The sequence below is a fragment of the Streptomyces sp. NPDC001914 genome (assembly GCF_042891215.1).
In the GTDB taxonomy this organism is placed as follows: Bacteria; Actinomycetota; Actinomycetes; order Streptomycetales; family Streptomycetaceae; genus Streptomyces.
This window is the reverse complement of the sequence record NZ_JBIASW010000009.1, coordinates 65,829-88,537: the sequence shown is the minus strand read 5'-3', so window position 1 is coordinate 88,537 and position 22,709 is coordinate 65,829. Positions and strand designations below refer to the sequence as shown.

19 protein-coding genes and 1 tRNA gene are annotated in these 22,709 nt (G+C 71.5%); 7 read left to right on the top strand and 13 right to left on the bottom strand.

Features of this window, described 5'->3' with window-relative positions; all coding sequences use genetic code 11:
- Window positions 1–24: 24 nt before the first annotated feature.
- Both ACFYYF_RS25110 and ACFYYF_RS25105 read right to left on the bottom strand, forming a co-directional pair.
- Window positions 25–2,214 carry a GTPase gene (locus tag ACFYYF_RS25110; protein ID WP_388779386.1) on the bottom strand — a complete coding sequence of 730 codons (2,190 nt, stop codon included), beginning with the start codon at window positions 2,212–2,214 and terminating at the stop codon, window positions 25–27.
- A 5-nt stretch (window positions 2,215–2,219) separates the two neighbouring features.
- Window positions 2,220–3,866 (bottom strand): dynamin family protein, encoded by a 1,647-nt coding sequence (locus ACFYYF_RS25105; protein ID WP_388779384.1) that lies wholly within the window; start codon window positions 3,864–3,866, stop codon window positions 2,220–2,222.
- A gap of 271 nt (window positions 3,867–4,137) precedes the next feature.
- On the opposite strand from ACFYYF_RS25105, the gene ACFYYF_RS25100 reads away from it, so the two are divergent.
- Window positions 4,138–4,213 (top strand) — tRNA-Arg (locus ACFYYF_RS25100).
- A 376-nt stretch (window positions 4,214–4,589) separates the two neighbouring features.
- On the opposite strand, the gene ACFYYF_RS25095 is transcribed toward ACFYYF_RS25100, so the two are convergent.
- The 3 genes from ACFYYF_RS25095 to ACFYYF_RS25085 form a co-directional block, all read right to left on the bottom strand.
- On the bottom strand, window positions 4,590–4,964 hold the full coding sequence (locus ACFYYF_RS25095) for a hypothetical protein (protein ID WP_388779381.1): 375 nt from the start codon (window positions 4,962–4,964) through the stop codon (window positions 4,590–4,592).
- Window positions 4,965–5,230: 266 nt separating this feature from the next.
- Window positions 5,231–7,387, bottom strand: coding sequence for a TerD family protein (locus ACFYYF_RS25090; RefSeq protein ID WP_388779379.1), 2,157 nt, complete (start codon window positions 7,385–7,387; stop codon window positions 5,231–5,233).
- Between the two features lie 328 nt (window positions 7,388–7,715).
- Entirely contained in the window at window positions 7,716–8,000 is a 285-nt protein-coding gene (locus ACFYYF_RS25085) for a DUF1876 domain-containing protein (protein ID WP_361683774.1), read from the bottom strand.
- 353 nt (window positions 8,001–8,353) lie between these two features.
- On the opposite strand from ACFYYF_RS25085, the gene ACFYYF_RS25080 reads away from it, so the two are divergent.
- Entirely contained in the window at window positions 8,354–8,803 is a 450-nt protein-coding gene (locus ACFYYF_RS25080) for a hypothetical protein (protein WP_388779376.1), read from the top strand.
- A gap of 23 nt (window positions 8,804–8,826) precedes the next feature.
- On the opposite strand, the gene ACFYYF_RS25075 is transcribed toward ACFYYF_RS25080, so the two are convergent.
- Window positions 8,827–9,246 carry a hypothetical protein gene (locus tag ACFYYF_RS25075; protein WP_388779373.1) on the bottom strand — a complete coding sequence of 140 codons (420 nt, stop codon included), beginning with the start codon at window positions 9,244–9,246 and terminating at the stop codon, window positions 8,827–8,829.
- Window positions 9,247–9,521: 275 nt separating this feature from the next.
- Here ACFYYF_RS25075 and ACFYYF_RS25070 point away from each other — a divergent pair, with 275 nt between their 5' ends.
- Entirely contained in the window at window positions 9,522–9,854 is a 333-nt protein-coding gene (locus ACFYYF_RS25070) for a hypothetical protein (protein WP_388779370.1), read from the top strand.
- A 167-nt stretch (window positions 9,855–10,021) separates the two neighbouring features.
- Here ACFYYF_RS25070 and ACFYYF_RS25065 read toward each other — a convergent pair whose 3' ends face one another.
- Both ACFYYF_RS25065 and ACFYYF_RS25060 read right to left on the bottom strand, forming a co-directional pair.
- Window positions 10,022–10,567: a hypothetical protein gene (locus tag ACFYYF_RS25065; protein ID WP_388779367.1), complete on the bottom strand. Its 546-nt coding sequence runs from the start codon at window positions 10,565–10,567 to the stop codon at window positions 10,022–10,024.
- A gap of 194 nt (window positions 10,568–10,761) precedes the next feature.
- Window positions 10,762–10,914 (bottom strand): hypothetical protein, encoded by a 153-nt coding sequence (locus ACFYYF_RS25060; RefSeq protein WP_388779365.1) that lies wholly within the window; start codon window positions 10,912–10,914, stop codon window positions 10,762–10,764.
- Between the two features lie 289 nt (window positions 10,915–11,203).
- Here ACFYYF_RS25060 and ettA point away from each other — a divergent pair, with 289 nt between their 5' ends.
- Genes ettA through ACFYYF_RS25045 form a run of 3 tightly spaced genes read left to right on the top strand, consistent with a single transcriptional unit; the run spans window position 11,204 to window position 14,024 of the window.
- On the top strand, window positions 11,204–12,868 hold the full coding sequence (gene ettA, locus ACFYYF_RS25055) for an energy-dependent translational throttle protein EttA (RefSeq protein ID WP_361683708.1): 1,665 nt from the start codon (window positions 11,204–11,206) through the stop codon (window positions 12,866–12,868).
- Between the two features lie 2 nt (window positions 12,869–12,870).
- Window positions 12,871–13,281 (top strand): acyl-CoA thioesterase, encoded by a 411-nt coding sequence (locus tag ACFYYF_RS25050; protein WP_388779362.1) that lies wholly within the window; start codon window positions 12,871–12,873, stop codon window positions 13,279–13,281.
- The gene (locus ACFYYF_RS25045) at window positions 13,278–14,024 is read left to right on the top strand and encodes a hypothetical protein (RefSeq protein WP_388779359.1); all 747 of its coding nucleotides are present in this window, start codon (window positions 13,278–13,280) and stop codon (window positions 14,022–14,024) included. Before ACFYYF_RS25050 ends, ACFYYF_RS25045 begins: the two co-directional genes overlap by 4 nt.
- A 209-nt stretch (window positions 14,025–14,233) precedes the next feature.
- Here the strand turns inward: ACFYYF_RS25045 and ACFYYF_RS25040 are convergent, their stop codons facing one another.
- Entirely contained in the window at window positions 14,234–14,638 is a 405-nt protein-coding gene (locus ACFYYF_RS25040) for a globin (RefSeq protein ID WP_388779356.1), read from the bottom strand.
- Between the two features lie 133 nt (window positions 14,639–14,771).
- Here ACFYYF_RS25040 and ACFYYF_RS25035 point away from each other — a divergent pair, with 133 nt between their 5' ends.
- On the top strand, window positions 14,772–15,761 hold the full coding sequence (locus tag ACFYYF_RS25035) for a methyltransferase domain-containing protein (protein WP_388779354.1): 990 nt from the start codon (window positions 14,772–14,774) through the stop codon (window positions 15,759–15,761).
- Window positions 15,762–15,841: 80 nt separating this feature from the next.
- Here ACFYYF_RS25035 and ACFYYF_RS25030 read toward each other — a convergent pair whose 3' ends face one another.
- The 4 genes from ACFYYF_RS25030 to ACFYYF_RS25015 form a co-directional block, all read right to left on the bottom strand.
- A complete protein-coding gene (locus ACFYYF_RS25030; RefSeq protein ID WP_388779351.1) occupies window positions 15,842–17,215 on the bottom strand; it encodes an FHA domain-containing protein in 1,374 nt (457 codons plus the stop codon).
- Window positions 17,216–17,298: 83 nt separating this feature from the next.
- Window positions 17,299–18,645 carry a VWA domain-containing protein gene (locus ACFYYF_RS25025; protein WP_388779348.1) on the bottom strand — a complete coding sequence of 449 codons (1,347 nt, stop codon included), beginning with the start codon at window positions 18,643–18,645 and terminating at the stop codon, window positions 17,299–17,301.
- A 101-nt stretch (window positions 18,646–18,746) separates the two neighbouring features.
- Window positions 18,747–20,159, bottom strand: coding sequence for a protein phosphatase 2C domain-containing protein (locus tag ACFYYF_RS25020; protein WP_388779345.1), 1,413 nt, complete (start codon window positions 20,157–20,159; stop codon window positions 18,747–18,749).
- Between the two features lie 3 nt (window positions 20,160–20,162).
- The coding region (locus ACFYYF_RS25015) for a tetratricopeptide repeat protein (RefSeq protein WP_388779342.1) at window positions 20,163–22,709 on the bottom strand (2,547 nt) is incomplete at its 5' end.

Sequence of the window (22,709 nt, the reverse complement as noted above, 5' to 3'; positions counted from 1 at the left end):
ACCCGACCAGGTGACCCGACGGCCTCACCCGACCGGGGCGCCCACCGTCGCCGTCCCCGCCGTCCCCGCGGTCACGGTCCCGATGACCCGCCCGTACTGCTCCCGCACCTCGCGGTACCGCAGCAGCTCCGCCGCCACCGGATCCAGCACCCGGGCCCTCCCGCAGGCGGCGGACGCCTCGCGCAATCGTCTCTCCGCCTCCAGGCCGTAGCGCCGGGCCGGTCCGCGAGCCGCCATCCTGCTGGCCCACTCCACGGCCGGGCCGCCGACGATGCCCGACACCATCAGCAGCACCGGGACCCCGAGGTTCGGGGACATGACCCCGACGATCTGGCCCACCAGCCAGAGCCCGCCGATGATCTGGACGATCGTCATCGCGGCCTGCGCCAGTACCGCGACGGGCCACCAGCCCGGCCTCGGCGGGCGTCCCGCCGGAGCCGTCGCCCGCGCCGCCATGTCGTCCAGCGCCTCGGGCAGCCCCTGCGCGCCCCGTACGGCCGCCTCGCGCACCGCCTGCGCCCAGGGCGCGGGAAGCCCGTACGCGGCCCGCTCGGCGACCGTCCGCACCGCCTGTTCGACCCGCTGGCGGGCGGTGGCCTCCTCGTCCGCGGGAGCGCGCACGGGCAGTCGCCCGGTCGGGGGTTCGCGCCGCTCCAGGTACCAGCGCCACAGCCGCAGCCAGGGCGTACCGCAGGCGCGGTTGGCGTTGCGGCGCCAGGACCGCTCGGCGGCCTCGCCGGTCGCCACGGCGCCCACCGCGTCCGCGAGCCGGTCCGCGAACTCGTCCCGCGCCTCCTCGCTGAGCCCGACCCGCCGTCCCGTCGCGTAGATGGGCCGCAGCCGTGCCGCGGCCGCGTCGAGGTCGGCCGAGATCCGCCGTGCGGCGGCGCCGCGTTCCGCCACGAACTGGCCGAGGCACTCGCGCAGTTCGGGGACCCCTGTCCCCGTGAGCGCGGACAGCGCCAGGACGGTCGCGCCCGGTTCGCCGTACTCGCCGAGCGCGACGCCGTCCTCGTCCAGCAGCCGCCGTAGATCGTCGAGCACCTGGTCGGCGGCCTCGCCGGGGAGCCGGTCCACCTGATTGAGGACCACGAAGGTGACCTCCGCGTGCCCGGCCAGCGGCCGCAGATAGCGCTCATGGAGGACGGCGTCCGCGTACTTCTCCGGATCCACCACCCAGATGACCGCGTCGACCAGCCCGAGGACGCGGTCCACCTGCTCGCGGTGCTGGACGGCCGCCGAGTCGTGGTCGGGCAGGTCGACCAGGACCAGGCCGCGGAGCTGGGCCTCCGCCTCCGCGCTCTGCAACGGACGTCTGCGCAGCCGCCCGGGGATGCCGAGCCGGTCGATGAGGGTGGCCGCGCCGTCGCTCCAGGTGCAGGCGATGGGTGCCGAGGTGGTCGGCCTGCGCACGCCGGTCTCCGAGATCGCCACGCCCGCGAGCGCGTTGAAGAGCTGCGACTTGCCGCTGCCCGTGGCGCCGGCGATGGCGACGACGGTGTGCTCCCCGGAGAGCCTGCGGCGGGCCGCCGCCTCGTCCAGGACCCGGCCCGCCTCGGCGAGCGTCCCGCTGTCGAGACGGGCGCGGGACAGACCCACCAGTTCGCGCAGCGCGTCCAGGCGCGAGCGCAGCGGCCCGTCGTACGCGAGCGGGGCGGGCACCGCCGGGACGGCGGTCTTGGTCTCCGCCGACGGAGCCTGGTAGCGGGCCGCGGCCGCCTCGGTCACGCGCCGCGCGATGAGACCGTCGTCCCAGACGGGGCCGTCCTCCGCGCGTGCCGGGTCGTCGGCCTCCCCGCGCGCGCGGGACTCCGCCGCGGAGGCGTCCCGCGCGGTGCCCTCTCCGGAGGCACGGTCTTCGGCGCGACCGTCCTGCGGGCTCCTGGCGGTTCCGGTCGTCCCGTCGCGCTCGCTGCGGTCGCTGCGGTTGCCGAGATCACTGCGGTCGGTGCGGGTACCACGGCCGCTGGGGTCGCTGCGGTCGTGCTCGTCGTCCGTGGCGCCCGCTCGGGACGGGGCCCCCTCTCGTACGCCTTCTCGCGCGCCGTCCTCGGAGTGGCCCTCTGCGGGACGGCCGTCCTGTGGACGACCGCCTGCTGGATGTCCGCCTCCGGAGCCTCCCTCGCCGGAGCGCCCGTCTTCCGGGCCCCCCTCGCCTGAGCGTCCGTCTCCGGGACGGTCGGCTTGATCCGTGTGGTCAGTGACGGCAGTCACCGCGGTCACCTCTCCTTCTGCAGTACGGACAGCGCGGCGATGAGTTCGGCCTGGGGTTCGGGATGGACGTCGAGCGCTTCGAGGGGTGCGAGCCGGCGCTCGCGTTCGGCCTGGAGGGCCTTGTCGACGAGCTCCGTGAGCAGCCGGCCGCCCTTGTCGCGCAGCCGCAGCGCGCCATGGGCCCCGATCCGCTCGGCCAGTCCCTCGCCCGCGCTGCGCGCCCTGCGGCCGCCCAGGAGCGCGGTGGCGACCAGCGCGGCCACCACCGCGGAGTCCGGCGCGACGCTCTTGTCGAGGTCGCGGACCTCGTCCTCGGCGTACTCCTCCAGGACGCGCCGCCAGCGCCGTACGGCCAGGCCGATCCGGTGCTCCGCGCTGTCCAGAGCCGGATCACGGTCCGTCAGCCCCGGTGCGCCCGAGGCCGGTTCGCGGCGCCAGGTGTCGTCGACGCGTTCGTCGGCGGCCGTGACGGAACACAGCAGCAGGGCGGACAGGCTTTCCACGAGCGCGTCCAGCAGTTCCTCGGCGGTGCAGTCGAGGGGATAGGCGCGCCAGCGCTTGAGCGCGTCCCCGGAGAGCACGGCCCCGGCCTGTAGACGCCCCTTCGCGCGCGCGTGCTCGCTGTCGTACGCCCCGTCGACCGCCGCGGTGAGCCGTGTCGCGGCCGCGTACTGCGCGGCGGTGGCACTGGCCAGTTCCGGCATGCGTGCCTTCAGGGAGTCGAGGACGCCGTGCGCCGTACGGGCCATCGCCCCGTGCCGGGCTCCGGGGTCCTGGACCTGGTGCGTGAGCCACGTACGCAGCGGGGCGACGGCCGTGGCGGGCAGCAGACCGCCGCCCCAGGCGGACTCGGGCAGCTCCGGCACCGTGAAGCGGGGGGCCTCGCCGAGTCCCGCCTTGGCGAGCAGGGCGCCGTACTGCCGCGAGACCTCGGAGACCACCTGGTGCGGCACCCGGTCCAGGACCGTCACCAGGGTCGCCTTCTGCTCCTTGGCGGTGCGCAGCAGATGCCAGGGCACGGCGTCCGCGTACCGTGCGGCCGTCGTGACCATCACCCAGATGTCGGCCGCGCAGATCAGTTCGGCGGCCAGCACCCGGTTCTCGGCCACCAGGGAGTCGACGTCGGGCGCGTCGAGGAGGGCGAGGCCGCGGGGGAGCGTGTCGGCGGTCTCGATGCGCAGGACCCGCTCCCCGCGTTCGGTGACGGCGGGGATGTCGTCGCCGGGTTCCCGATGGGGCATCCACACGCGCGTGAGCTGCGGCAGCACACGCATGCCGCTGAACCAGTGCTGGTCCTCCGGATGGCACACCAGCACCGGGGTGCGCGTCGTCGGGCGCAGTACGCCCGCTTCGCTGACCCGGCGCCCCACGAGGGAGTTGACGAGGGTGGACTTGCCGGCACCGGTGGACCCTCCGATGACGGCGAGAAGGGGTGCTTCGGGTTCCCTCAACCGGGGCACCAAATAGTCGTCGAGCTGTGCGAGCAGTTCGTCGCGGTTGGCACGCGCGCGTGGAGCCCCTGCCAGGGGCAGCGGAAAGCGTGCGGCGGCGACACGGTCGCGCAGGGCGGAAAGTGCGTCGAGCAGCTGAGGCCGTACGTCCAAGGTCACCACATGCGAAGAATGCCCAATTTTGGAGTCTTTCTGAAGCATATGGGTATGTCTGCGCGCCGACAGGACACACGGGGCGGAAGGGATGACTGGGGCGCAGGCATAACGAGTGCACAACACCCGATGCCCGGGACGCCAAAAGCGGTGCACGATTCGTACCCGCCTGCGATTATCAGGACCGCTTCACGCAACCTCCACATCGAGCCACGGAGGCGAAGCGCGAGGGGCAGGGAGGCGGGAGCCCTATCCTTGTCCCCGGCAAGGTCACGGATCCGCCCACACCCGGGCACCTGGACACAGGCCGACACACCCGGCCCCCGTAGCTCAGTGGATAGAGCAGGCGCCTTCTAAGCGCTTGGCCGCAGGTTCGAGTCCTGCCGGGGGCGCCAGTCTCCGCCCTCCCCTTTGGGAGGGCTTTTTGCTGGCCGGAGCAGGTTTCACTCGATACGGCGAGGCCCCGGACGCTTCCCCGATGGTCAAGGGAAGCGTCCGGGGCCGTCCGGCGGGCACCGGGTTTTCGCGGGTGGCCCCGTCGAAAACGTGTCGGAGTCTTCGGCGAGAACTCTCGGCCCGCGTCAGGCGGCTCGGGAAGATCTCCCGGACCTTCGAGGCACCTTTTCAAGTCAGGGAGCTGCCCTTGGGGCCCTTCCGGGATCGGCGCGGGCTGCTGCCCGATCTCGTCCGCGCTCCCGACCGGCCCCGCTCACGGCTCCCGGGCTCCGTATGTCCGCGGCGCGTGGCTCCGCCCGCTGGACCGGGCCGACGTCAGGGAGTCGTGAGGACCGAGGTCTTCACCACCTTCGCGCAGATGGCGTACGCCTGGAGGGTGCCGGGGTTGGCCGTGTCGGTGTTCGTCGCGAAAGCCCACCAGCGCTCGCCGCTGATCGGCGTGCTCGCGGACAGGTTGTACCGCTCCGCGTGCGAGTTGCCGGCCGTCACGACGGCTCCGCCACCGACGCGGGTTTCTCCGTCGGCGCATCCGGCCACGGCGGCGGCCGTGCCGGCGTAGCCGCTGTTCGACACGGGAATGGGCACCGCGGCGCCCTGCACGACGCGCACCACGTCATCGGCCTGCGCCGCACCGGCGGTGCCGACCACCGCTGCCATCGCCGCGACGGCTACCAGAGACTTCTTGAGCACGAGGGTCGTCCTTTGTTCGATCCGAGGGGAACGCGGCATCGCACTTTGTGCGAGCTGCGCAACGTCTATCCCGGCCTCAGAACGATCTTTCGGACATTTCTTCGGACACGCATATGCGTTTGGCAAGTCCACTCGTGTGGCTGAGGTTCCTCGCGCCCCCACGGAAGGGCCACCTGGAAGCCGTCCGCCCGCCCCCGGAGACCTGATCGTCCGAACGGGCGTTCAGTCGAGTGGTCCGGGGGCGCGGTGTCCGAAGCCGCCGGGCCTCAGCCCGTCGCCGCAGCGTCCTTCGCGGGGGTCCGGCGAGACGTCGTACCGTCCAGATGGACCACCACGGCGGTGTAGAAGCGGTGTACGGCGTCGTCGACGCTGCGGATGAAGCCCGACTCGGCGTTCCCGCGCGTGCTTCCCATGCCCTTGAGCAGGGACAGCCGGAAGCCGGTGATCTGGGACGCCGGCTCCCTGGGCAGCAGGTCGGCGGGCTCGGGGCGGAGGCGTTCGAGCGTTCCCCGGGGGCCGGCCGCCTCCCCTTCGACGAGGGTTTCGACGTGGAGGTCCGCCGGCGCCTCGGCCAGGCGCCGGACCAGTCGCTTCGCCCACGACAAGGGGTAGCCCTGCTCGGGTGCCGGGATCTCGATCGAGGTGCGGAGCTTGCCCGTACGCAGGTCGGCGCTGATCGCCAGCACGCCGGGCGTCCCCTCGATGCGCAGCTCCGACTGAAGGCGCCCGTCGAGACAGAGCTGATCGGCGAGCCGGCCGCGGAGCGCCTTCGGGTCGGCTCCGCGTCTGGTGCGGTGGACCGGCAGCACCTTCTGTCCCAGCTCGCCGCCCAGCCGCAGGCAGACCTGACGGATGAGGCGCTCCCAGCTCTCGACGACCTCCAGGGCGCGGGGGTCGCCCTGGCACAGGGTCTCGTCGTCGATGCCGTTGCGTACCGGGACCCAGGCCGGTCCCATGTTCTGGAAGCCGTGGCAGCCGGAGTTCTCGTGCCGCAAGTAGTGCAGCAGTTCCTGGAGGAGCCAGGCGTGCGCCGCGTTGCCGACGCCCTCGTGCCGGATCAGCAGCTGTGCCTGATGGGCGACTTCCGCCCATGACAGGTGCCACAGGGCCACCTTGTGCTTGCGCCGCTTGTCGATCTTGACCTCGACGAGCGGACTGCCCTCCAGCGCAACGTCGTTCGACAGCGTGATCACTGCCTCGTAGCCGCGCCGCGCGGCGATGTCCATGTACGCCTGCACCTGCTCGGCCTTGAGCGGGCTGCCGTTGGTCTTCGTCTCGACGAGCGCGGTCCACAGCTTGCCGGCCCGCTCGACCCTGATGACCCCGTCGGGGCGCCGCGGGGTGTCGCCGTGCGGGAGCGTGACCTCGGTGAAGGTCTCCATACGGCCGGCCGGCGCTCCGAAGGCGGCGGTGAGCCTTCTGCCGAACTCGGGGACCTGGGCCATCACGGACAGCAGGACCGAGGTCGCACGCGTCTCGCGCTCGCGGTCGCTCTTGAGCGCGGACGCCGGGAAGAGCCGCGCGTCCCTCCACGACTCGTTCTCGGCGAGGGTCTTCCTGGCGGCCTTGGGCAGGGTGACCTTCTTCTTGGCCGTACGGGGCCGCGCCGCCGCCTTGCCCGGCTGCGCCTCGTCCTCGGGCCGACGGGGGGAGGGGAGCGCCGCCAAGGTCTCTTGGGGCTGGAGTTCACCCGCGGACGCCGAGGCCGACTCGGTGGCTGACGCCGACGCCGGCTCCGTGGGTGAAGCCGGGGCCGACTCCGTGGCTGAGGCCGGGGCCGACGCCGGCTCCGGTCCTTCCGCTGCAAGGTCCGTGGCCAGGTCCACCTGATCGTCGCCGTCGCCCTCGGCCTCGTCCAAAACCTCCTGGGCCGCCGCGTCGTCGTCGATGTCGACCCCGAAGTCCGTGGCCAGACCGGCGAGACCCGCGTCGTAACCCTGGCCGACGGCGCGGAACTTCCAGTCCTCGGCCCGTCGGTACAACTCGCCGAAGATGATCGCGCTCACCGAGTCGGCGTCGTCGATGGCGAAGTTGAGGAGTTCCTCGCCTCCGCCGTCCGCCAACGCCAGCCTCACGCAGTCCAGTTCGCCGAAGCGGGCGCCCTCGTAGCGGCTGGCGGCCAGGACGATCCGATCGACCTCGGAGGACACCGCGGTCAGGTCGAAACTGATCCGGTCCTCGCTGCCGTCCGCCGTCGGCGTCTTGCCCAGAAGCTGCACACTCCCGTCCGCGGCGACCGGGTTGTTGTAGAAGTAGAAGTCGGCGTCGCTGCGGACCTTGCCGTCGGCGTCCAGCAGGAGGACGGACACATCGGCATCCCCTTCGCCGGTCGGGCTCCCCCAGCCCAGACTGACGATCACCGAATCGATGTTCTCGCTCAGAGCGGCGAGAGAGACGTTCGAACCCTTGACCATGTCACGCATACAGCCCCCCAGAACCGTGCAACCCGCTGTGCCCGCACCTTCACCGGCCGCCTGCTTCCCGGCGTCGCGCGGTGATCGGTGCGCGGGTGACTGTAGTGCCCATCGACCACATCTGCAGGAATCGCGCAGAATTCGTGGAGGAAGCGTGTCAGGGCCCTTAAGGTGTTCGGCCTGTCCCGGGCCGGATCGGGCCCGGGATGATCGATGCCGGGCCGATCGGTGCTGGGCCGATCGGTGCCGGCGCAGGCGAAGACCCCCGGACGGGTCCAGGGGTCTGGAGCGAGACTGTTCGCAGGCGGCTGCGGTCACCTCGCCGGGCTGCCCGGCGTCACCTCAGTGCGTGAGACGTCCTGCCCGATGCCGCGTCGATCTCGTCGTGGGCCTTGGTCAGCAACTGCATGGCGAGCTCGTTCAGGGCCCGCGCGCCCGCGACCTCCTCGCCGACCCTGGGCTGGTTCGAGTCCGAGGGGTGACGGCTGGCGTATCCGTGGGCGCGTACCTCGCTGCCGTCGGGGAGTCGCAGCAGGGCGGCCGCGCGGGTGCGGTGGTCGTCCTCCTGGAATTCCATCTCGACGTGCCAGCCGACCGTGGTCCGTGCCTGCATCGCTGTCATCTGTGTCATCGCGATCACCTCCGAAGCCGCTGCCCCTCGGTGAAGCCCTGAGGGGACTGATGGAGCCCCCTGTAAGAAGTGTCCTCCTCGGGCAGGCCGGGCACGAGGCGAGGGCGCGGGGGACTGCGAAGCGCTACGAAGCGGGGCGGACCGGGTACGCGGCGGGGCCACCGGGGGTACGCGTCGTGTTGGGCCCGCGTCGGTGGGTGGCGCCGGCGGTGAACCGGGATCGGCTACCGGGGAGGAACACCGCAAGCCCGCTGCTTCTCTGCGCTTATCGGCCTGCGTATCGGCCTGCGTATCGGCGTGTCCGCCTGCCAGAATGATGTCGATGACTCACAACCGAAAGGGCCATGCCGCGTAGGCGCCCCTCAAGCCTCCGGGCCTACAGCAGGCGCTTCGCCCCGCGCCGCCGCTTCTCGAAGATCGACCGGCTCTCCGGCTCGGTACGGGCGGACATCATCTGGCTGGAACGGACGCGACTCGAACCAGGCATGGTCGAGCAGGCCCTCACCAGGTGGGCCGCCATCGCGCGGGCCCCGGTCAACCAGCTGCCGTCGCCGTTCGCCGACCGGTGCGGAGTCACCGACTGCTGCCCGGAGCCGGCGGACGAACGAGATCTGCTGGAACTGGTGGTCCGCGCGCTCCCGAAGAAGAGCTCACGCGAGTTCCGCGGCATCCTGCGGCCTCTCGACCTGAAGATCCTCGAACGCCCCGACACCGGCTCGTACGGAAACCCGCCTCACCGCTGGTGGCGGAGCGCCTTCCCACTGGACCGTGCTTTTCGCGGCGACCAACGGTGACGGACGAGCCGCAGGCTTCTGTCTTAGACCACGACGGGCTCGTACGTGCCGTCATGGAACTTGAAGGTCTTCACCTCGGTGTCGTGCACGTCGCGTATGTAGCCGCCGTAACCCCGGCCCGCGACGTGCGGAGCGATCAGCCGGAGCAGTGCGTCGAGGTGGAGCGTGAGGTCATCCACCCAGTAGATGCGTACGAACAGCTCCCACTCGCGCCCCGTCTCTGATGCGGTGAACTCCGGCGCCGAACGGCGGAGGGACACGTTGTCGCCGCCGGGAAGCCGGCTCTGGCCCGGGAGAAGCAAAGGGTACGGATGATCGTCTCGGTCCAGGTCTTCCGGATCTTCGTCATCCATGCCCATATGCCACCGCAGGGCCGCCAGAACCGACGCCGGTGTGTCGTCGCGGAGGAAGGAGGAGAAGACGAGTTCGTAGTGATCACTCATGGCGCGCATTGTGTCCGACCGCACCGACATCGCCCTGTGGTCGATGACAGGCCCCGTACCAGACGCTTGCCAGATCGTACGGGGAACCTCAGGGGAACAATTCCGCCTGATTGCGCTCCGTTGACCCATCCAACCTGGCCTCAACCAGGGCGTTCAGGGGTTTTGGTCGTGGTTGGAGCGGCGCTGCGGTGACAATTGCGAGCCGTCTGTCGAGCCCTCGCTCTATGCTCCTGCCTTCGGCGGGCGAGAGCCCACCACTCGGAGAGGGGTATGACATGATCACGCCAGACTCGATCCCGAATGTGACCGATGAACGCCTGTGCTGGCTCGTCCTTCGCGACGAACTTCGCAAGAGGAGCAGCAAACTGGGTATGTTCGGATGGATCAGCGTCTTCACCAGCCGTGGGGCCGCGGGCGCCGAGATCGGCGCGGACGAGAGACGCGAGCGGCTGTCGGAGAAGATGACCTACTACTCGATCGCTGTCGACGCCTCCGCGCAGACACTTTCTCCGGATGAGCGCCGGCACTTGCGGACCACCGCTCAAGTGCCCGAATGGTTCAGGCCGGACGTTCAGCGGCGGTACGAGGAGATCCGCAAGCGCCGTTGACGCTGCATCAGCACCTCCGGGTCGCAGCGGTCGCAGTGCAGGCGTTGGTCGTGGCCCTCTTTATCGGTGGGGGGAGGGCGCGTCGGCGCCCAGTTCCGAGCCCGCGTGCTGCTCGGGCTCCCGCCCGGGGTCGAGGCGCCGCATCGGTTGTGCGACTTCGTGGGCTGCTACGACTGCCGCGGGTCTGCCCCCAGGGCGGCGGGGTCCTCGGACCGCAGGCGGAACTTTGCAGTTACGCCCAAACTCTTTCGAGCGGCGAGGTAGAACATGTCACGCTTCTCCTGGAACTGCCTGAAAGCCCGTGTCCAGTCCTCCGATGTTCCCGAGCGCTGGTCGCGAGCGAACTTCTCCAGCACCCAGGCGTGGCGTTGCAGCGCCCTGGCCGCCGCGATGGTTTCGGCGTCCCCCATGAGGAGGACGGCCTCGAACGCGTAGCCCCGCTCCAGTTCGGCGTCGGCCAGCATCGCCAAGCCGGCTTCCTGTGCGAGCGGCTCGGGAAGATCGAACAGTCCTTTGCCTGCAGCTAGGCGCCCCGCCAAGGACGTGAACCTCTTGATCGCGTCTGCGAACCGGAGGTAGGACTCCAGGCGACGTTCATCCCATCGCGTCGAGAGTTGGCGACGCCAGCGCGACCTTTCCATGAGGGCTCCGCCCACGTAGGACGCTGTGGCACCGATGAGCACGCCTATCAACGTGAACAGTTGCCCCGACATGGCCCCCCTGTCGATCGGTTCGTTCCCGGGACGACCTTACTGTCAGCATTGATCGGCTACGTACTGGCGAACCAGCGGGCCCAGCAAGTCCACCTCGGCAGACAGGTCGTGTCAGTCGCGGTTGCTTCGGGACGAAGAGGTCACGAGGTCAACGCTGCCGTATCGACAGGGAACCACCCATCTGGAGCGGACGGTCAGTCGATCTGCCTGGCGGGTTGGGTCTCCAGCAATGCGTCCAGCTTCAGGGTTCCCGTCACCGTGCCGGACAGCACTCCACCAGGCTGATGCCCTGGGGCCAGTGCGCTCCCCACGGTCTTCAACGCCTCGACGACTTCATCCTCGGTCACCGGGTCAGCCTTCCAAGCCGGAGCACTGCAGGCCACGCCCTGGAGGCATGGAGTTGATCAAATACTCACCGCCGTCGGCAGACACCCCAAAGTCGCGTCGTCCCTGGGCCGGGCGAGGTCGCTCGGTGGTGACCTGCGGCGACAACCAGTGACAGATCAGCTACGGGGGAGGGCAGGGAAAGGCCAGGTCACGCCCCCGTGACCGAACGGGTTTCCCCCAGGGGGTAGCCGTCAGGCAAGATGGGGTGTATCTGCCCACTGCCGATTTCAAGCGTCCGGACGGTTTCTCTTGGCTGAGTTCATTTACACCATGCGCAAGACGCGCAAGGCGCACGGCGACAAGGTGATCCTCGACGACGTCACCTTGAGCTTCCTGCCGGGTGCGAAGATCGGTGTGGTCGGGCCCAACGGTGCCGGTAAGTCCACCGTTCTCAAGATCATGGCGGGCCTCGAGCAGCCGTCGAACGGTGACGCGTTCCTGTCGCCCGGCTACAGCGTCGGCATGCTGCTCCAGGAGCCCCCGCTCGACGAGTCCAAGACCGTTCTGCAGAACGTCCAGGACGGCGCCGCCGAGATCATGGGCAAGCTGAACCGGTTCAACGAGGTCGCCGAGCTGATGGCGACCGACTACTCGGACGCGCTCATGGAGGAGATGGGCAAGCTCCAGGACGACCTGGACCACGCCAACGCGTGGGACCTGGACACCCAGCTGGAGCAGGCCATGGACGCCCTCGGCTGCCCGCCCGGCGACTGGCCCGTCACCAACCTCTCCGGTGGTGAGCGCCGCCGCGTCGCGCTGTGCAAGCTGCTGCTGGAAGCCCCCGACCTGCTGCTCCTCGACGAGCCCACCAACCACCTGGACGCCGAGTCCGTGCAGTGGCTGGAGCAGCACCTCGCGAAGTACCCCGGCACCGTCGTCGCCGTCACCCACGACCGGTACTTCCTCGACAACGTCGCCCAGTGGATCCTCGAGCTGGACCGCGGCCGCGCCATCCCGTACGAGGGCAACTACTCCACGTACCTCGACAACAAGGCCTCCCGCCTGAAGGTCGAGGGCCAGAAGGACGCCAAGCGCGCCAAGCGGCTCAAGGAAGAGCTGGAGTGGGTGCGGTCCAACGCCAAGGGGCGTCAGGCCAAGTCCAAGGCGCGTCTGTCCCGCTACGAGGAGATGGCGGCCGAGGCCGACAAGATGCGGAAGCTGGACTTCGAGGAGATCCAGATCCCGCCGGGCCCGCGCCTGGGCTCCATCGTCGTCGAGGTCAACAACCTCTCGAAGGCCTTCGGCGACAAGGTCCTCATCGACGACCTCAGCTTCACCCTGCCGCGCAACGGCATCGTCGGTGTCATCGGCCCGAACGGCGCCGGCAAGACCACGCTCTTCAAGATGATCCAGGGTCTGGAGACCCCGGACTCCGGCTCGATCAAGGTCGGCGAGACCGTCAAGATCTCGTATGTCGACCAGAGCCGCGAGAACATCGACCCGAAGAAGACGCTGTGGGCCGTCGTCTCGGACGAGCTCGACTACATCAACGTCGGCCAGGTCGAGATGCCCTCCCGCGCCTACGTCTCCGCGTTCGGTTTCAAGGGCCCCGACCAGCAGAAGCCGGCCGGTGTCCTCTCCGGTGGTGAGCGCAACCGCCTCAACCTCGCGCTGACCCTCAAGCAGGGCGGCAACCTGCTGCTCCTCGACGAGCCCACCAACGACCTCGACGTCGAGACGCTGTCCTCGCTCGAGAACGCGCTCCTGGAGTTCCCGGGCGCGGCCGTGGTCGTCTCCCACGACCGCTGGTTCCTGGACCGGGTCGCGACCCACATCCTCGCGTACGAGGGTGAGTCCAAGTGGTTCTGGTTCGAGGGCAACTTCGAGTCGTACGAGAAGAACAAGATCGAGCGGCTCGGTGCCGAGGCCGCGCGCCCGCACCGCGCCACCTACAAGAAGCTGACCCGGGGCTGATCTTGCGGCACATCTACCGCTGCCCGCTGCGCTGGGCGGACATGGACGCGTACGGCCACGTCAACAACGTGGTGTTCCTCCGCTACCTGGAGGAAGCCCGTATCGACTTCCTGTTCCGCCCGGAGAAGGACTTCAAGCAGGGGTCCGTGGTGGCGCGCCACGAGATCGACTACAAGCGGCAGCTCGTCCACCGGCACGCGCCGGTGGACATCGAGCTCTGGGTGACGCAGATCCGGGCGGCGTCCTTCACCATCGCCTACGAGGTCAAGGACCACGACCAGGTCTACGTCACCGCCTCGACGGTGATCGTGCCGTTCGACTTCGAGCGGCAGCGCCCTCGCCGGATCACCGCCGAGGAACGCGACTTCCTGGAGTCGTACCGCGACGACGAGGACGAGGCCGTCGCGGCATGACGGTCCTGCATCTCGCCGACGCGGGGGAGGCGGCGGACCTCGCCGCCTTCCTCTCCCGGCTCGTCCACTACGACCGCGCGGCCGCCGTGCGCCTGAAGGCGCACGGCACCACGCTCGCGGTCTTCGGCCGGCCGCCGTCGTTCGAGGTCCTCGCGATCCGTACGGCACGGCTCGCGAAGCCCTACGAGCACGGACTCGACGTCACCCTCGACGTGACCGTCTCCGCCGGTGAACTCCTGGAGTCCGTCGAGGAGTCGGCGGCCACGATCGGTGTCCCGGCCGCCGTCACCGGGCCCCCGTGGGCCGGGGTCCTGCCGCCACGCGGCGGCTGGAAGGTGGAACCCGGGCTGCCGGGACCGGACGTCGTGCGGGCGACGGTCGCCGCGGCGGTGGCCGAATTCCGGTCGCGCACCGAGGAGTTGGCCCCCGAGCTGCGGACCCGTGCCGAACTCGACCGGGTCGGGCGGGAGATATGGTCCCGGCCGATCGGGGACACCGGGCTTCCCGTGCGGGCCGCGCACGCCGCGCAGGCTCTGGGATTCCTGCGGCCCGTGCCGACCGGGCCCGTCTCCGAGGACGGGTCCATGACCCTCGCGCCCGGCTCCGCCGAGGGACGGTTCGCGCCGGGCGACAGCCCGTTGGCGCTGTACTCCTCCGGCGCGTGGCTGCGGCTGCGGACGCCGTTCGGGTCGGTCGCCGTCCGCCGGGCGGGACTCGGCGCCCTGGGCGTCAGCGTCCACTGACCCTCCGGGATTCACCGGTCTCGGAGGTTCACCGGTGTCGGACGTTCGTCGACCTCCGAGGTTCACCGGCTTTCGAGGTGCGCTGACGCTCTGCCGCTCACCGGTCCCCGAGGTTCACCGGTCTCCGGGATTCACCGCCTCCTGCGGGTCCCGGACCCGTGGCTCACCGACCCCCGCGAGCGTCCGGTGCGGCGCCCCGCCCCCGGCGGTCAGCCCGCCGTGTTGACCATCGAGGCGGCCGCGTACGTCAGGTAGTTCCACAGCGTGGACGTGTGCTCCTCGGAGAGGCCGAGGTCGTCGACGGCCACCCGCATGTGCTTCAGCCACGCGTCGTGCGCCGCCTGGTCGACCTTGAACGGGGCGTGCCGCATGCGCAGCCGGGGGTGGCCGCGGTTGTCGCTGTACGTCGTCGGGCCGCCCCAGTACTGGATCAGGAACAGCATGAGACGCTCCTCGGCCGGGCCCAGGTCCTCCTCGGGATACATGGGCTTCAGCAGCGGATCCCCGGCGACACCCTCGTAGAAACGGTGTACGAGGCGCCGGAAGGTCTCCTCGCCGCCGACCTGCTCGTAGAAGGTCTGCTCCTGAAGCGTGCCGCGCCGAATCTCTTTCACGCACCCATGTTCTCAGACGGGGCGACCGAGGACTCCGGGCTTAGGACCACTCCCGTTCCGCGGGGCACGGCGAGGGTCCGGGGCGGCCCGTGCGGCGCTCGCCTCGCGGGCCGTTCGGCAGCACAGTGGAGGTATGGGCGCGCACGCTCTCGAAGACCCCGGCCCCGACGACCTCGCCGCCTCGGCGCGGGCGTCCCTGGTGCGCGTGATCGAGCGGAGCGGGGCGTGGGAGAGCGATCCCGTCTGGCGTGAGGCCTTCGAGGCCGTACCGCGCCATCTGTTCGTGCCGTACTACTACCTCGGCGTGATCGGCGGTTACGAGCGCCTGTGGGGCGAGGACCCGGACCCGCGCGTCCGGGACCGCTGGCTGCGCGGCGCGTACGCGGACGCCCCGCTGGCCACCCGGGTGCGGGACGGGGAACTGGTCTCCTCCAGCAGCCAGCCGTCGCTGATGGCGAAGATGCTGGCCGAGCTGGAGGTACGGGACGGGGACGCCGTCCTGGAGATCGGCGCCGGGACCGGCTACAACGCGGCCCTGCTCGCGTACCGTCTCGGCGACGGTCCGGTCACCACGGTCGACCTCGACGTGGAGATCACGGAGGCGGCGCGACAGCATCTGGCGGTCGCCGGGTACCACCCGACCGTCGTCACCGGGGACGGGGCGCGCGGGGTCCCCGAGCGCGCCCCCTTCGACCGGATCATCGCCACCTGCACGCTGACCACGATCCCGCGTTCCTGGCTGGTCCAGTCACGCCCCGGAGCCCGTGTCCTCGCGCCCCTGGCCACCGGCCTGATCGCGCTGGAGGTCCGGGACTCCGGTCACGCCGAGGGACGCTTCCTGCACACGTCCGCCTTCTTCGTGCCGCTGCGCGGCGCCACCCGGCCCGGACCGGAGCCGGAGCCGGCCCGGGTCGTCGGGGTGCCGCGCAGGGCGCGCGGCCACGACCTGTTCCGCTTCCTGCTCGCGCTGACGGCGGGCCGCCTGGACCCGCACGACGCCTACGCGCTGTGGGAGCGCGAGGGACAGCCGCAGCGCGAGCGGTACGGGGTCACGGTCGGCGACCAGGGAACCTGGGCGTGGCTGGACGACCCCGAGGGGCCCTACACCTGGCCGCTGCCCTGAGCTGGCCGGGCCCGTACCTGGCCGCTGCCCTGAGCCGGCCGGGCCAGTACCCGGCCGCCGCCCCGATCCCGCGCCGGAACTCAGCCGCGCCGGATCGTGATCGTCGTCCAGGCGCCCACGTGCACCCGGTCGCCGTCCTGGAGAGGCACCGGCACGAACGGCTGGATGGGCTCCTCGCCGCCGTTGACCGTGGTGCCGTTCGTCGAGTTCTGGTCGACGACCGCCCAGGTGCTGTCCGGCTGCTGGACCAGGACCGCGTGCTGGTGCGAGACGCCCGGGTCCTCCGGGGGCACCGACAGGTCGATGTCCGGGGTGTCGCCGGTGGAGTGCCGGCGGCGGCCGATGGTGATCTGGTTGCCGAGGAGCGGGCGCTGCAGCTCCGGCGAGTACGCGGGCAGGTTCAGGCCCGCGGCCTCCGGTCCGGACCGCTGCATCATCGCCATGAAGTACTCACGGTCCGGTGCGATGGTCGCGCTCCAGGACAGCGACTGCTGCTGCGGCGGAGGCTGCTGCTGGTAGCCGGGACCGGGCGGTGCCTGGGTGGCGCCGGGCTGCGGGTAGCCGTAGGCGCCGCCCTGAGCCGGGCCGCCCTGACCGCCCGGACCGCCGGGGGCTCCCTGGCCGCCGGGGCCGCCGGGCGTGCCGGTCGACGGCGGGGGGATCACCCAGTCGTCGTCACCGCCGCCGAAGCCCGCTCCGCCGGGCTGCGGCCCGCCCTGCCGCGGCGGACCGGGCTGGGTGAACGGCGGCGGGGAGGGCTGCTGGGTGTAGGCCTGCTGCGGGGCACCGGGGCCGCCGGGCGCGGACGGGGCCGCCTGCCGCGACGGGTCGCCGAAGCCGCCCTGGTCGCCGAAGCCCTGGGGGCCGCCGTACGGCTGGGCCGAAGGGCCCGGCGGGATCGGCTCGGCGGGCCGGTTCATCTGCGAGGGCCGCGAGCTCTGGTACTCGAACGGGTCGTGACCGGGGCCGCCGGGACCCGGACCGCCCGCCTGTCCCTGCCCGGGCTGCGGGAAGCGCGGCGCGGGATTCTGGCCACCGGGACCACCAGGACCACCGGGGCCGCCGTACGGCGACTGCCCGCCGGGGATGCCGGGAACGCTGGGAATGCCGGGAACGCCGGGGCCGCCGGGATTACCCGCGGCGCCGGCCGGCGGACGCGGTGCCGCCGGGGTGTACGAGGTCGCGGTGTTCGTCAGGAAGTTCCACCGGCACTCCTCGCAGAACGGCGCAGCGCCCTCACGGGGCGTGCGGCACTGCGGGCAGAGCTCGGCGCCCGGGTCCGGCACGCCGGACCGTCCACCGGGCACGGGCGGCGGCGAACCGGGCGCCGGGTAGCCGTAACCCCCGCCGGGCGGCGGCGGGGGAGGGAGCGGGGGAACACCGGCCATGCGGTGGCCGCAGACCTCGCACCAATCGTCGGAATTCGACTGATGTCCGTTCGGGCATGTCGGCATGTCGGTCCTTCCCCCTTCCCTTTTCCGGTCGTCATGACCGGGTTTCTCCGGATCCCAGCGGGAACCGGGCTCGCTACTTCCCGCTACTTCTTTACACGAACAGTCTTTGTGGACCGTGTCTCGAGGGTCATCTCGTCGGCCTCGGCGACACGCGCTTTCAATCGCACAGTACCTGCCGCGACGTCGACCACGTCCACCACCTTCGCCAGGAGTTTCGCGGTATCGGCGTTTCCGGAGGCTCCGGCGAGTTGAACGGCACGTCCCAGCTTGGCCGTTGCTCCGTCGACATCTCCCGCTTTGCGCAGATCGAGCCCCTGTTGGATGACCTGTGCCAGTTCGGCCTGACCCGTGTAGTGCGCTACCTGCGGATTGATGGACGTCGAGGCGGCCATGTCGTCGGTCCACACGGCCCGTATGAGCCCCTGCGCGCCGAGGTTCTGCACACTGCCGTCGCCGTGCGGGATCACCAGGGAGACGCGGGCCGCGAGCATCTCCTGGCCGATCCCGGCCGTCGGCACCTGGACGCACACGTGGTAGTCGCGGGACTCGTCGCCCCAGGAACCGGTCGGGTAGTCGCCCGCGCGGGGCCCGGCGTCGGTGCGGCGGTCCGTCAGTTCCTCGACGGTGGGCGCCACCTGCTTCACGAACTTGATCTCGGTGCCGACCGGCGTCCACACCCGCAGGGCCACGTCGGCGACCTCCTTGCCCATGGCCGTCTCCATCATGTGCGTGAAGTCGGCGGCCAGGGCGGCGGGGTCGGCGACGATGTCGGCGGTGCCGAGCAGCGCCGAGGCGATGCCGGTGACCTCCTTGACCTCCCAGTCGGTGCCGACTCCCCGCGCGTCGCAGGTGAAGCGTCCGGCACAGGAGTCCAGCGCGGCCCGCAGGTCCTCGGGCGACTCGTGCTCGTTGCGGCCGTCGGTGAGCAGGATGCCGTGCCGGATCGCCACCTCCGCCGAGGACAGCAGCCGGTCGGCCAGCCGCAGCCAGGTGCCGATCGCCGTGCCGCCGCCCGCGCTCAGCCTGCGCAGCGCCTGCTTGGCCTGGTCGCGGGTGGACGCGTCCGCCACGGCGAGCCGTCCGTCGCCCGGGTAGACCTCCTTGGCGACGTGCGTGCCGCCGATCACGGCGAAGTGGACCCCGTCGCGCAGCGTGTCGATCGCGGCGGCCGTCGCGTCGCGGGCGTTGCGCATCTTGGCCGGCGGGTAGTCCATCGAGCCCGAACAGTCGACCATGATCGCCACGGCGGCGTCCGGGCCCTGGCCCGCCGTGTACAGGTGCGGTGCGGTGACCGCGCTTCCGATGGTGCCGCCGCCGGTGGCGCTCACCGTGACGATCGCGTTGACCTCGCGGCCGCCCTCCGGCAGGAATTCGTTCTGGTACACGTCGACCGAGAACTGCGGCACGTTCGACTTCGAGAAATTGGCCATGCCTTCTCTGTCCCCCTCGGGCCTCCGCCCCCTGCGGAGGTGCTGACTGTGTGCGGACCGGTCCCCTCCGGTCCGCGGCCGCCCCCGTTCGTATCGCGGCCTCAGGCCGATCCTGCCCCCTGGGAGGGGGCGGGGAACGGCAGGACGGCCACTGTTACGTTGTCGTGGCCCCCGCCGTCCAGGGCGTGACCGACCAGGACCCGGGCGCTGTGCAGCGGCCTCTCGGCGGCGTCGAGGGGGACGGCCTCGGCCATCTCCTCCGCCGTCTCCGCGTAGTTCCACAGTCCGTCGGTGCACACGACGACCACACCGGGCCGGTCCGGCTTGAACGAGACGGTGTGCGGCTCCAGTTCGTAGGCGTCGGCGCCGAGCCAGCCGGTGATCGCGTGGGCGCGCTCGTCGGCGTACGCCTCCGCCTCGTTCATCAGGCCCGCGGCGACCATCTGCGCGGCCCACGAGTCGTCCTCGGTGAGCCGCGCGGGCATCGAGGAGCGGTCCACCGGAACCCAGTAGACGCGGCTGTCGCCGACCCAGCCGACGATCAGCAGGGAGGGCGTCACGAGGGCGCCGACGATGGTGCAGGCGGGCGCGTTCACGTGCGGTGCGTGCTCGCCCTGCTCGGTGGACGGGCCGGCCAGCGCGTTGACGGCCTCCGAGGCCGCGACGATCGCCTCGTGCATGGCCGCCTGCGGATGCGTGCCCACCGGAAGCGCCGCGAGAAGCGACTCGTTCGCCGCCTGGGCGGCGGCGAGCGACGCCTCGTCGGGGCGGGTCGCGGAGGAGACCCCGTCGCAGACGATCGCGACGACCGCGGGGGAGCCGTCGGGCAGCGCCGTCGAGGAGACCGCGAAGGCGTCCTCGTTGCGGTGGTGGCGCAGACCCCGGTCGCTGACCGCGGCGACCGCGCCCAACTCCTGCTCCATGTGGTCGCGTTCCCGCGGCTGCGCGTGGCCGCAGTTCTCGCAGTAGCCGTCGGTGTCCACCTGGCCCGCACGGCAGGCCACGCACAGCTTGGCGCCGGCGGGCGGAACCGGGAGGTCGCCGGTGCGGGGATCGGCGGGGACCTCACGGTCCGGTCCGCCGGCCGGAGGGGCGAGCGGGTACTCCTCGGGCTCCGCGGGCCGGTCGAACCGTACGCCCGAGGGCTGCCCCGCGGGCCGCTTGGCGGCGGCCGGCCGGACGGCCGCCGGATCCGCCTGCGGGTGCTCCGGGTGCTCGGGATGCGGCAGTTCGGAACCACCCGAATCGGTGCCCGGGATGTCGGCGGCGCGATGCACCGGCGCGGGTGTGCCCGAACTGCCGGTCTGCTGCGCCAGGGGCCAGTCCACGGACGGGGCGGCCGGCGGCAGGTCGGGCGACGTGCCGTTCATGGCGATCGTGGGGTGGTCCTGCGACGGTGCGGCCACCGTCGACAGGTCGTAGCCGCACGCGCCGCAGAAACGGTCGGCCGCCTCCAGCGGCTCCTCGCAACTGGGGCACCGCGAAAGGGCCGTCGGCTGGGGCATCTGGGACATCAATCACACCCACGTCCGGGGGCGGTAACGGTTTGCACGTTCCACCAGGTCGATCCTCTCCTCGCCGCCCCGCGCGAGCCGGGCCAGCGTCCGGTACGAACGTTCGAGGCCGAAACGGAGGCCACGCTCGTCCAACTCGCTGCCGAGCAGCGCGGTTCCGCCTCCGGAGGCCGGAGCGGAACCCTGGCTACCGGAGAGTACCCAGTCCAGCGCGCAGCCGAGGACCTCCGTCGACAACTGCTCGCGGCGCACCGCGTCCAGACCGAATCCGTCGAGCGCCTCCACCTGCCCGGCCGCGGCCGTCAGATCGTCGAGGAACGGCGCCGCCGTGTCCGTGACCGGCCGCTGCCGCAGCCGCGCCCGCACGGCGGCGACGCGCGCCGCCGTGTAGTGGATCGACGCCTCCGGCACGGACTCCAGGGTACGTACGGCACCACGGCGGTCCCCCGCCGCGAGCTGCACCCTGGCCAGCCCGAACGCCGCGCTCACATGGCTGGGGTCGGTCGTCCACACCAGCCGGTAGTACTCGGCGGCGTTGTCGAGCTGGCCCAGCACCTCCGCGCACACGCCGAGGGCCAGCTTGGGGGCCGGCTCGCCCGGGAAGGCGTCGTAGACCGCGTCGAAGGACAGCGCCGCGATCTCGTTCTCGCCGGTCGCCAGCGCGGTGACACCGCGGTACCAGACCACCCGCCAGTCGTCGGGGTGATCGGCCTCCAGCGCGTCGACGGCCGAGCCCGCGCCGCTCACCTCGCCCATCTCCAGGCGGGCCCGCAGTTCCCGCAGCCGCAGCTCCGGCGAAGCGGCGGGCGCGGTCCGCAGCGCGGCGATCAGCTCCGCGGGCGCGGACGCGATGAGCCCCGCGAGGAAACCGGCGTTCGGGTCGCCCGGGTCCACCCGCGGCACCGGCAGCGCGAGCGCGGTCGCCGCCGCCTCGACGGATCTGACCAGGGCGGCGGCGGCCGGCGGACCGGGCGGCAGCGGCCGGCCCCCGTTCGCCCCCGCGAGGGGGCGGGGCGCGCCCTTCCTCCCCCGTACGGGGACCACGCGTGCCCCGAGCCGCGACACGTCCTCGGCGGCCTTCCCGAACAGCTCGGTGTCGGTGACCCTGGTCTCGGGTCCGAACAGCGTCGACAGCGCTGGCCGGGCACGCCCCGTCTGGAGCGAGACGACCTCGCGCAGCACGCCCGTCAGCTGCTCGGACATCTCCTGGGCCGAGGCGAACCGGCGGGCCGGGTCGGGGTCGGTGGCCCGGACGAGCAGCCGGTAGAACGACTCGTACTGCCGGAAGACCTCGATGTTGTCCGGGTCGGGCAGGGAGTCCACGAAGACGTTCGTGTAGCCCTGGAAGTCGAAGGCGAGGACGGCGAGCGTGCGGGCGACGGTGTAGAGGTCGGAGGCGACCGAGGGGCCTACCTCGGCCACCTCGGGGGCCTGGTAGCCCACCGTGCCGTAGATGGCCGACTCGTCGTCGTCCATCCTGCGCACCGCGCCCATGTCGATCAGCTTGAGCTGGTCCTCGGTCTGGATCGCGTTGTCGACCTTGAAGTCGCAGTACAGCAGGTTGCGGCTGTGCAGATGGCCGAGGGCCTCCAGGGCCTCGATGCCGTACGCGCAGGCCTGCTCCACCGGCAGCGGGTCACGCTTGCCGTCCGCCGTGCGGCGTCCGTTGGCGAGCTCCTTCAGCGACTTGCCGCCCACGTACTCCATGACGATGTACCCGTCCAGCGAACCCGTCCGCTGGTCCAGGTGCTCCACGAAGTTGTAGATCCGCACGATGTTGGCGTGCTCGATCTCCGCGAGGAAGCGCCGCTCGGAGATCGCGGCCGCCATCGCGTCCTGGTCGCCCGTGTCGAGCAGACCCTTGAGGACCACCCAGCGGTCGGACACCGCGCGGTCGACGGCCAGATACACCCAGCCGAGCCCGCCGTGCGCCAGACAGCCCATCACCTCGTACTGGCCGTGCACCACGTCACCGGTGCGCAGCTTCGGCACGAACGAGTACGGGTGGCCGCACTTCGTGCAGAACCCCTCGGTGCGGCCCGGCCGCTCTCCGCGCGAACGCCCCACCGGGGCACCGCAGTCGGAGCGCGAACAGAACCGTTTGCGCTCGGGCACCTCCGGGTTCTCCAGGACCATCTCGCGCGGGTCGGGCCGCGGGACCCCCGGAACCTCGACGAGCCCCGCGCCGAGCCGGCCCCGCCCGGAGGAGGACGCCGTCGAACCGGAGCTGCGCACCGACACCGACCGGCCCGTCGACCGGCCCGACAGGGACCGCGAAAGACGTCCGGAGACCGAGCGCCGCGACTGCGAGGAGCGCGACGACGTCCGCGTGCTGGAGCCTGAACCGCCGCGCACACTGGCGCTGTCGGAGCCGGCCGCGCCGCGCGCGGAGGACCCGGACGACGCAGGACCCGCCCCGCCCCGGCCGGAGCCCGCGACGCTCCCGGAGCGGGAGGATCCCGGTGCCGGTGCGGCGGGGGCGAGTCCGCAGGTGTCGCAGTACAGCTCGCCTCCGCCCATGTCCTCGTACGACCCCTCGCAACCGGGCCG

Excerpts from the sequence above, each read along its gene's own strand:
- ACFYYF_RS25105 (WP_388779384.1), bottom strand. The coding sequence starts at position 3,866 with ATGCTTCAGAAAGACTCCAAAATTGGGCATTCTTCGCATGTGGTGACC.
- ACFYYF_RS25090 (WP_388779379.1), bottom strand. The coding sequence starts at position 7,387 with ATGCGTGACATGGTCAAGGGTTCGAACGTCTCTCTCGCCGCTCTGAGC.
- ACFYYF_RS25085 (WP_361683774.1), bottom strand. The coding sequence starts at position 8,000 with ATGACAGCGATGCAGGCACGGACCACGGTCGGCTGGCACGTCGAGATG.
- ACFYYF_RS25080 (WP_388779376.1), top strand. The coding sequence starts at position 8,354 with ATGCCGCGTAGGCGCCCCTCAAGCCTCCGGGCCTACAGCAGGCGCTTC.
- ACFYYF_RS25075 (WP_388779373.1), bottom strand. The coding sequence starts at position 9,246 with ATGAGTGATCACTACGAACTCGTCTTCTCCTCCTTCCTCCGCGACGAC.
- ACFYYF_RS25070 (WP_388779370.1), top strand. The coding sequence starts at position 9,522 with ATGATCACGCCAGACTCGATCCCGAATGTGACCGATGAACGCCTGTGC.
- ACFYYF_RS25065 (WP_388779367.1), bottom strand. The coding sequence starts at position 10,567 with ATGTCGGGGCAACTGTTCACGTTGATAGGCGTGCTCATCGGTGCCACA.
- ACFYYF_RS25045 (WP_388779359.1), top strand. The coding sequence starts at position 13,278 with ATGACGGTCCTGCATCTCGCCGACGCGGGGGAGGCGGCGGACCTCGCC.
- ACFYYF_RS25035 (WP_388779354.1), top strand. The coding sequence starts at position 14,772 with ATGGGCGCGCACGCTCTCGAAGACCCCGGCCCCGACGACCTCGCCGCC.
- ACFYYF_RS25030 (WP_388779351.1), bottom strand. The coding sequence starts at position 17,215 with ATGCCGACATGCCCGAACGGACATCAGTCGAATTCCGACGATTGGTGC.
- ACFYYF_RS25025 (WP_388779348.1), bottom strand. The coding sequence starts at position 18,645 with ATGGCCAATTTCTCGAAGTCGAACGTGCCGCAGTTCTCGGTCGACGTG.
- ACFYYF_RS25020 (WP_388779345.1), bottom strand. The coding sequence starts at position 20,159 with ATGTCCCAGATGCCCCAGCCGACGGCCCTTTCGCGGTGCCCCAGTTGC.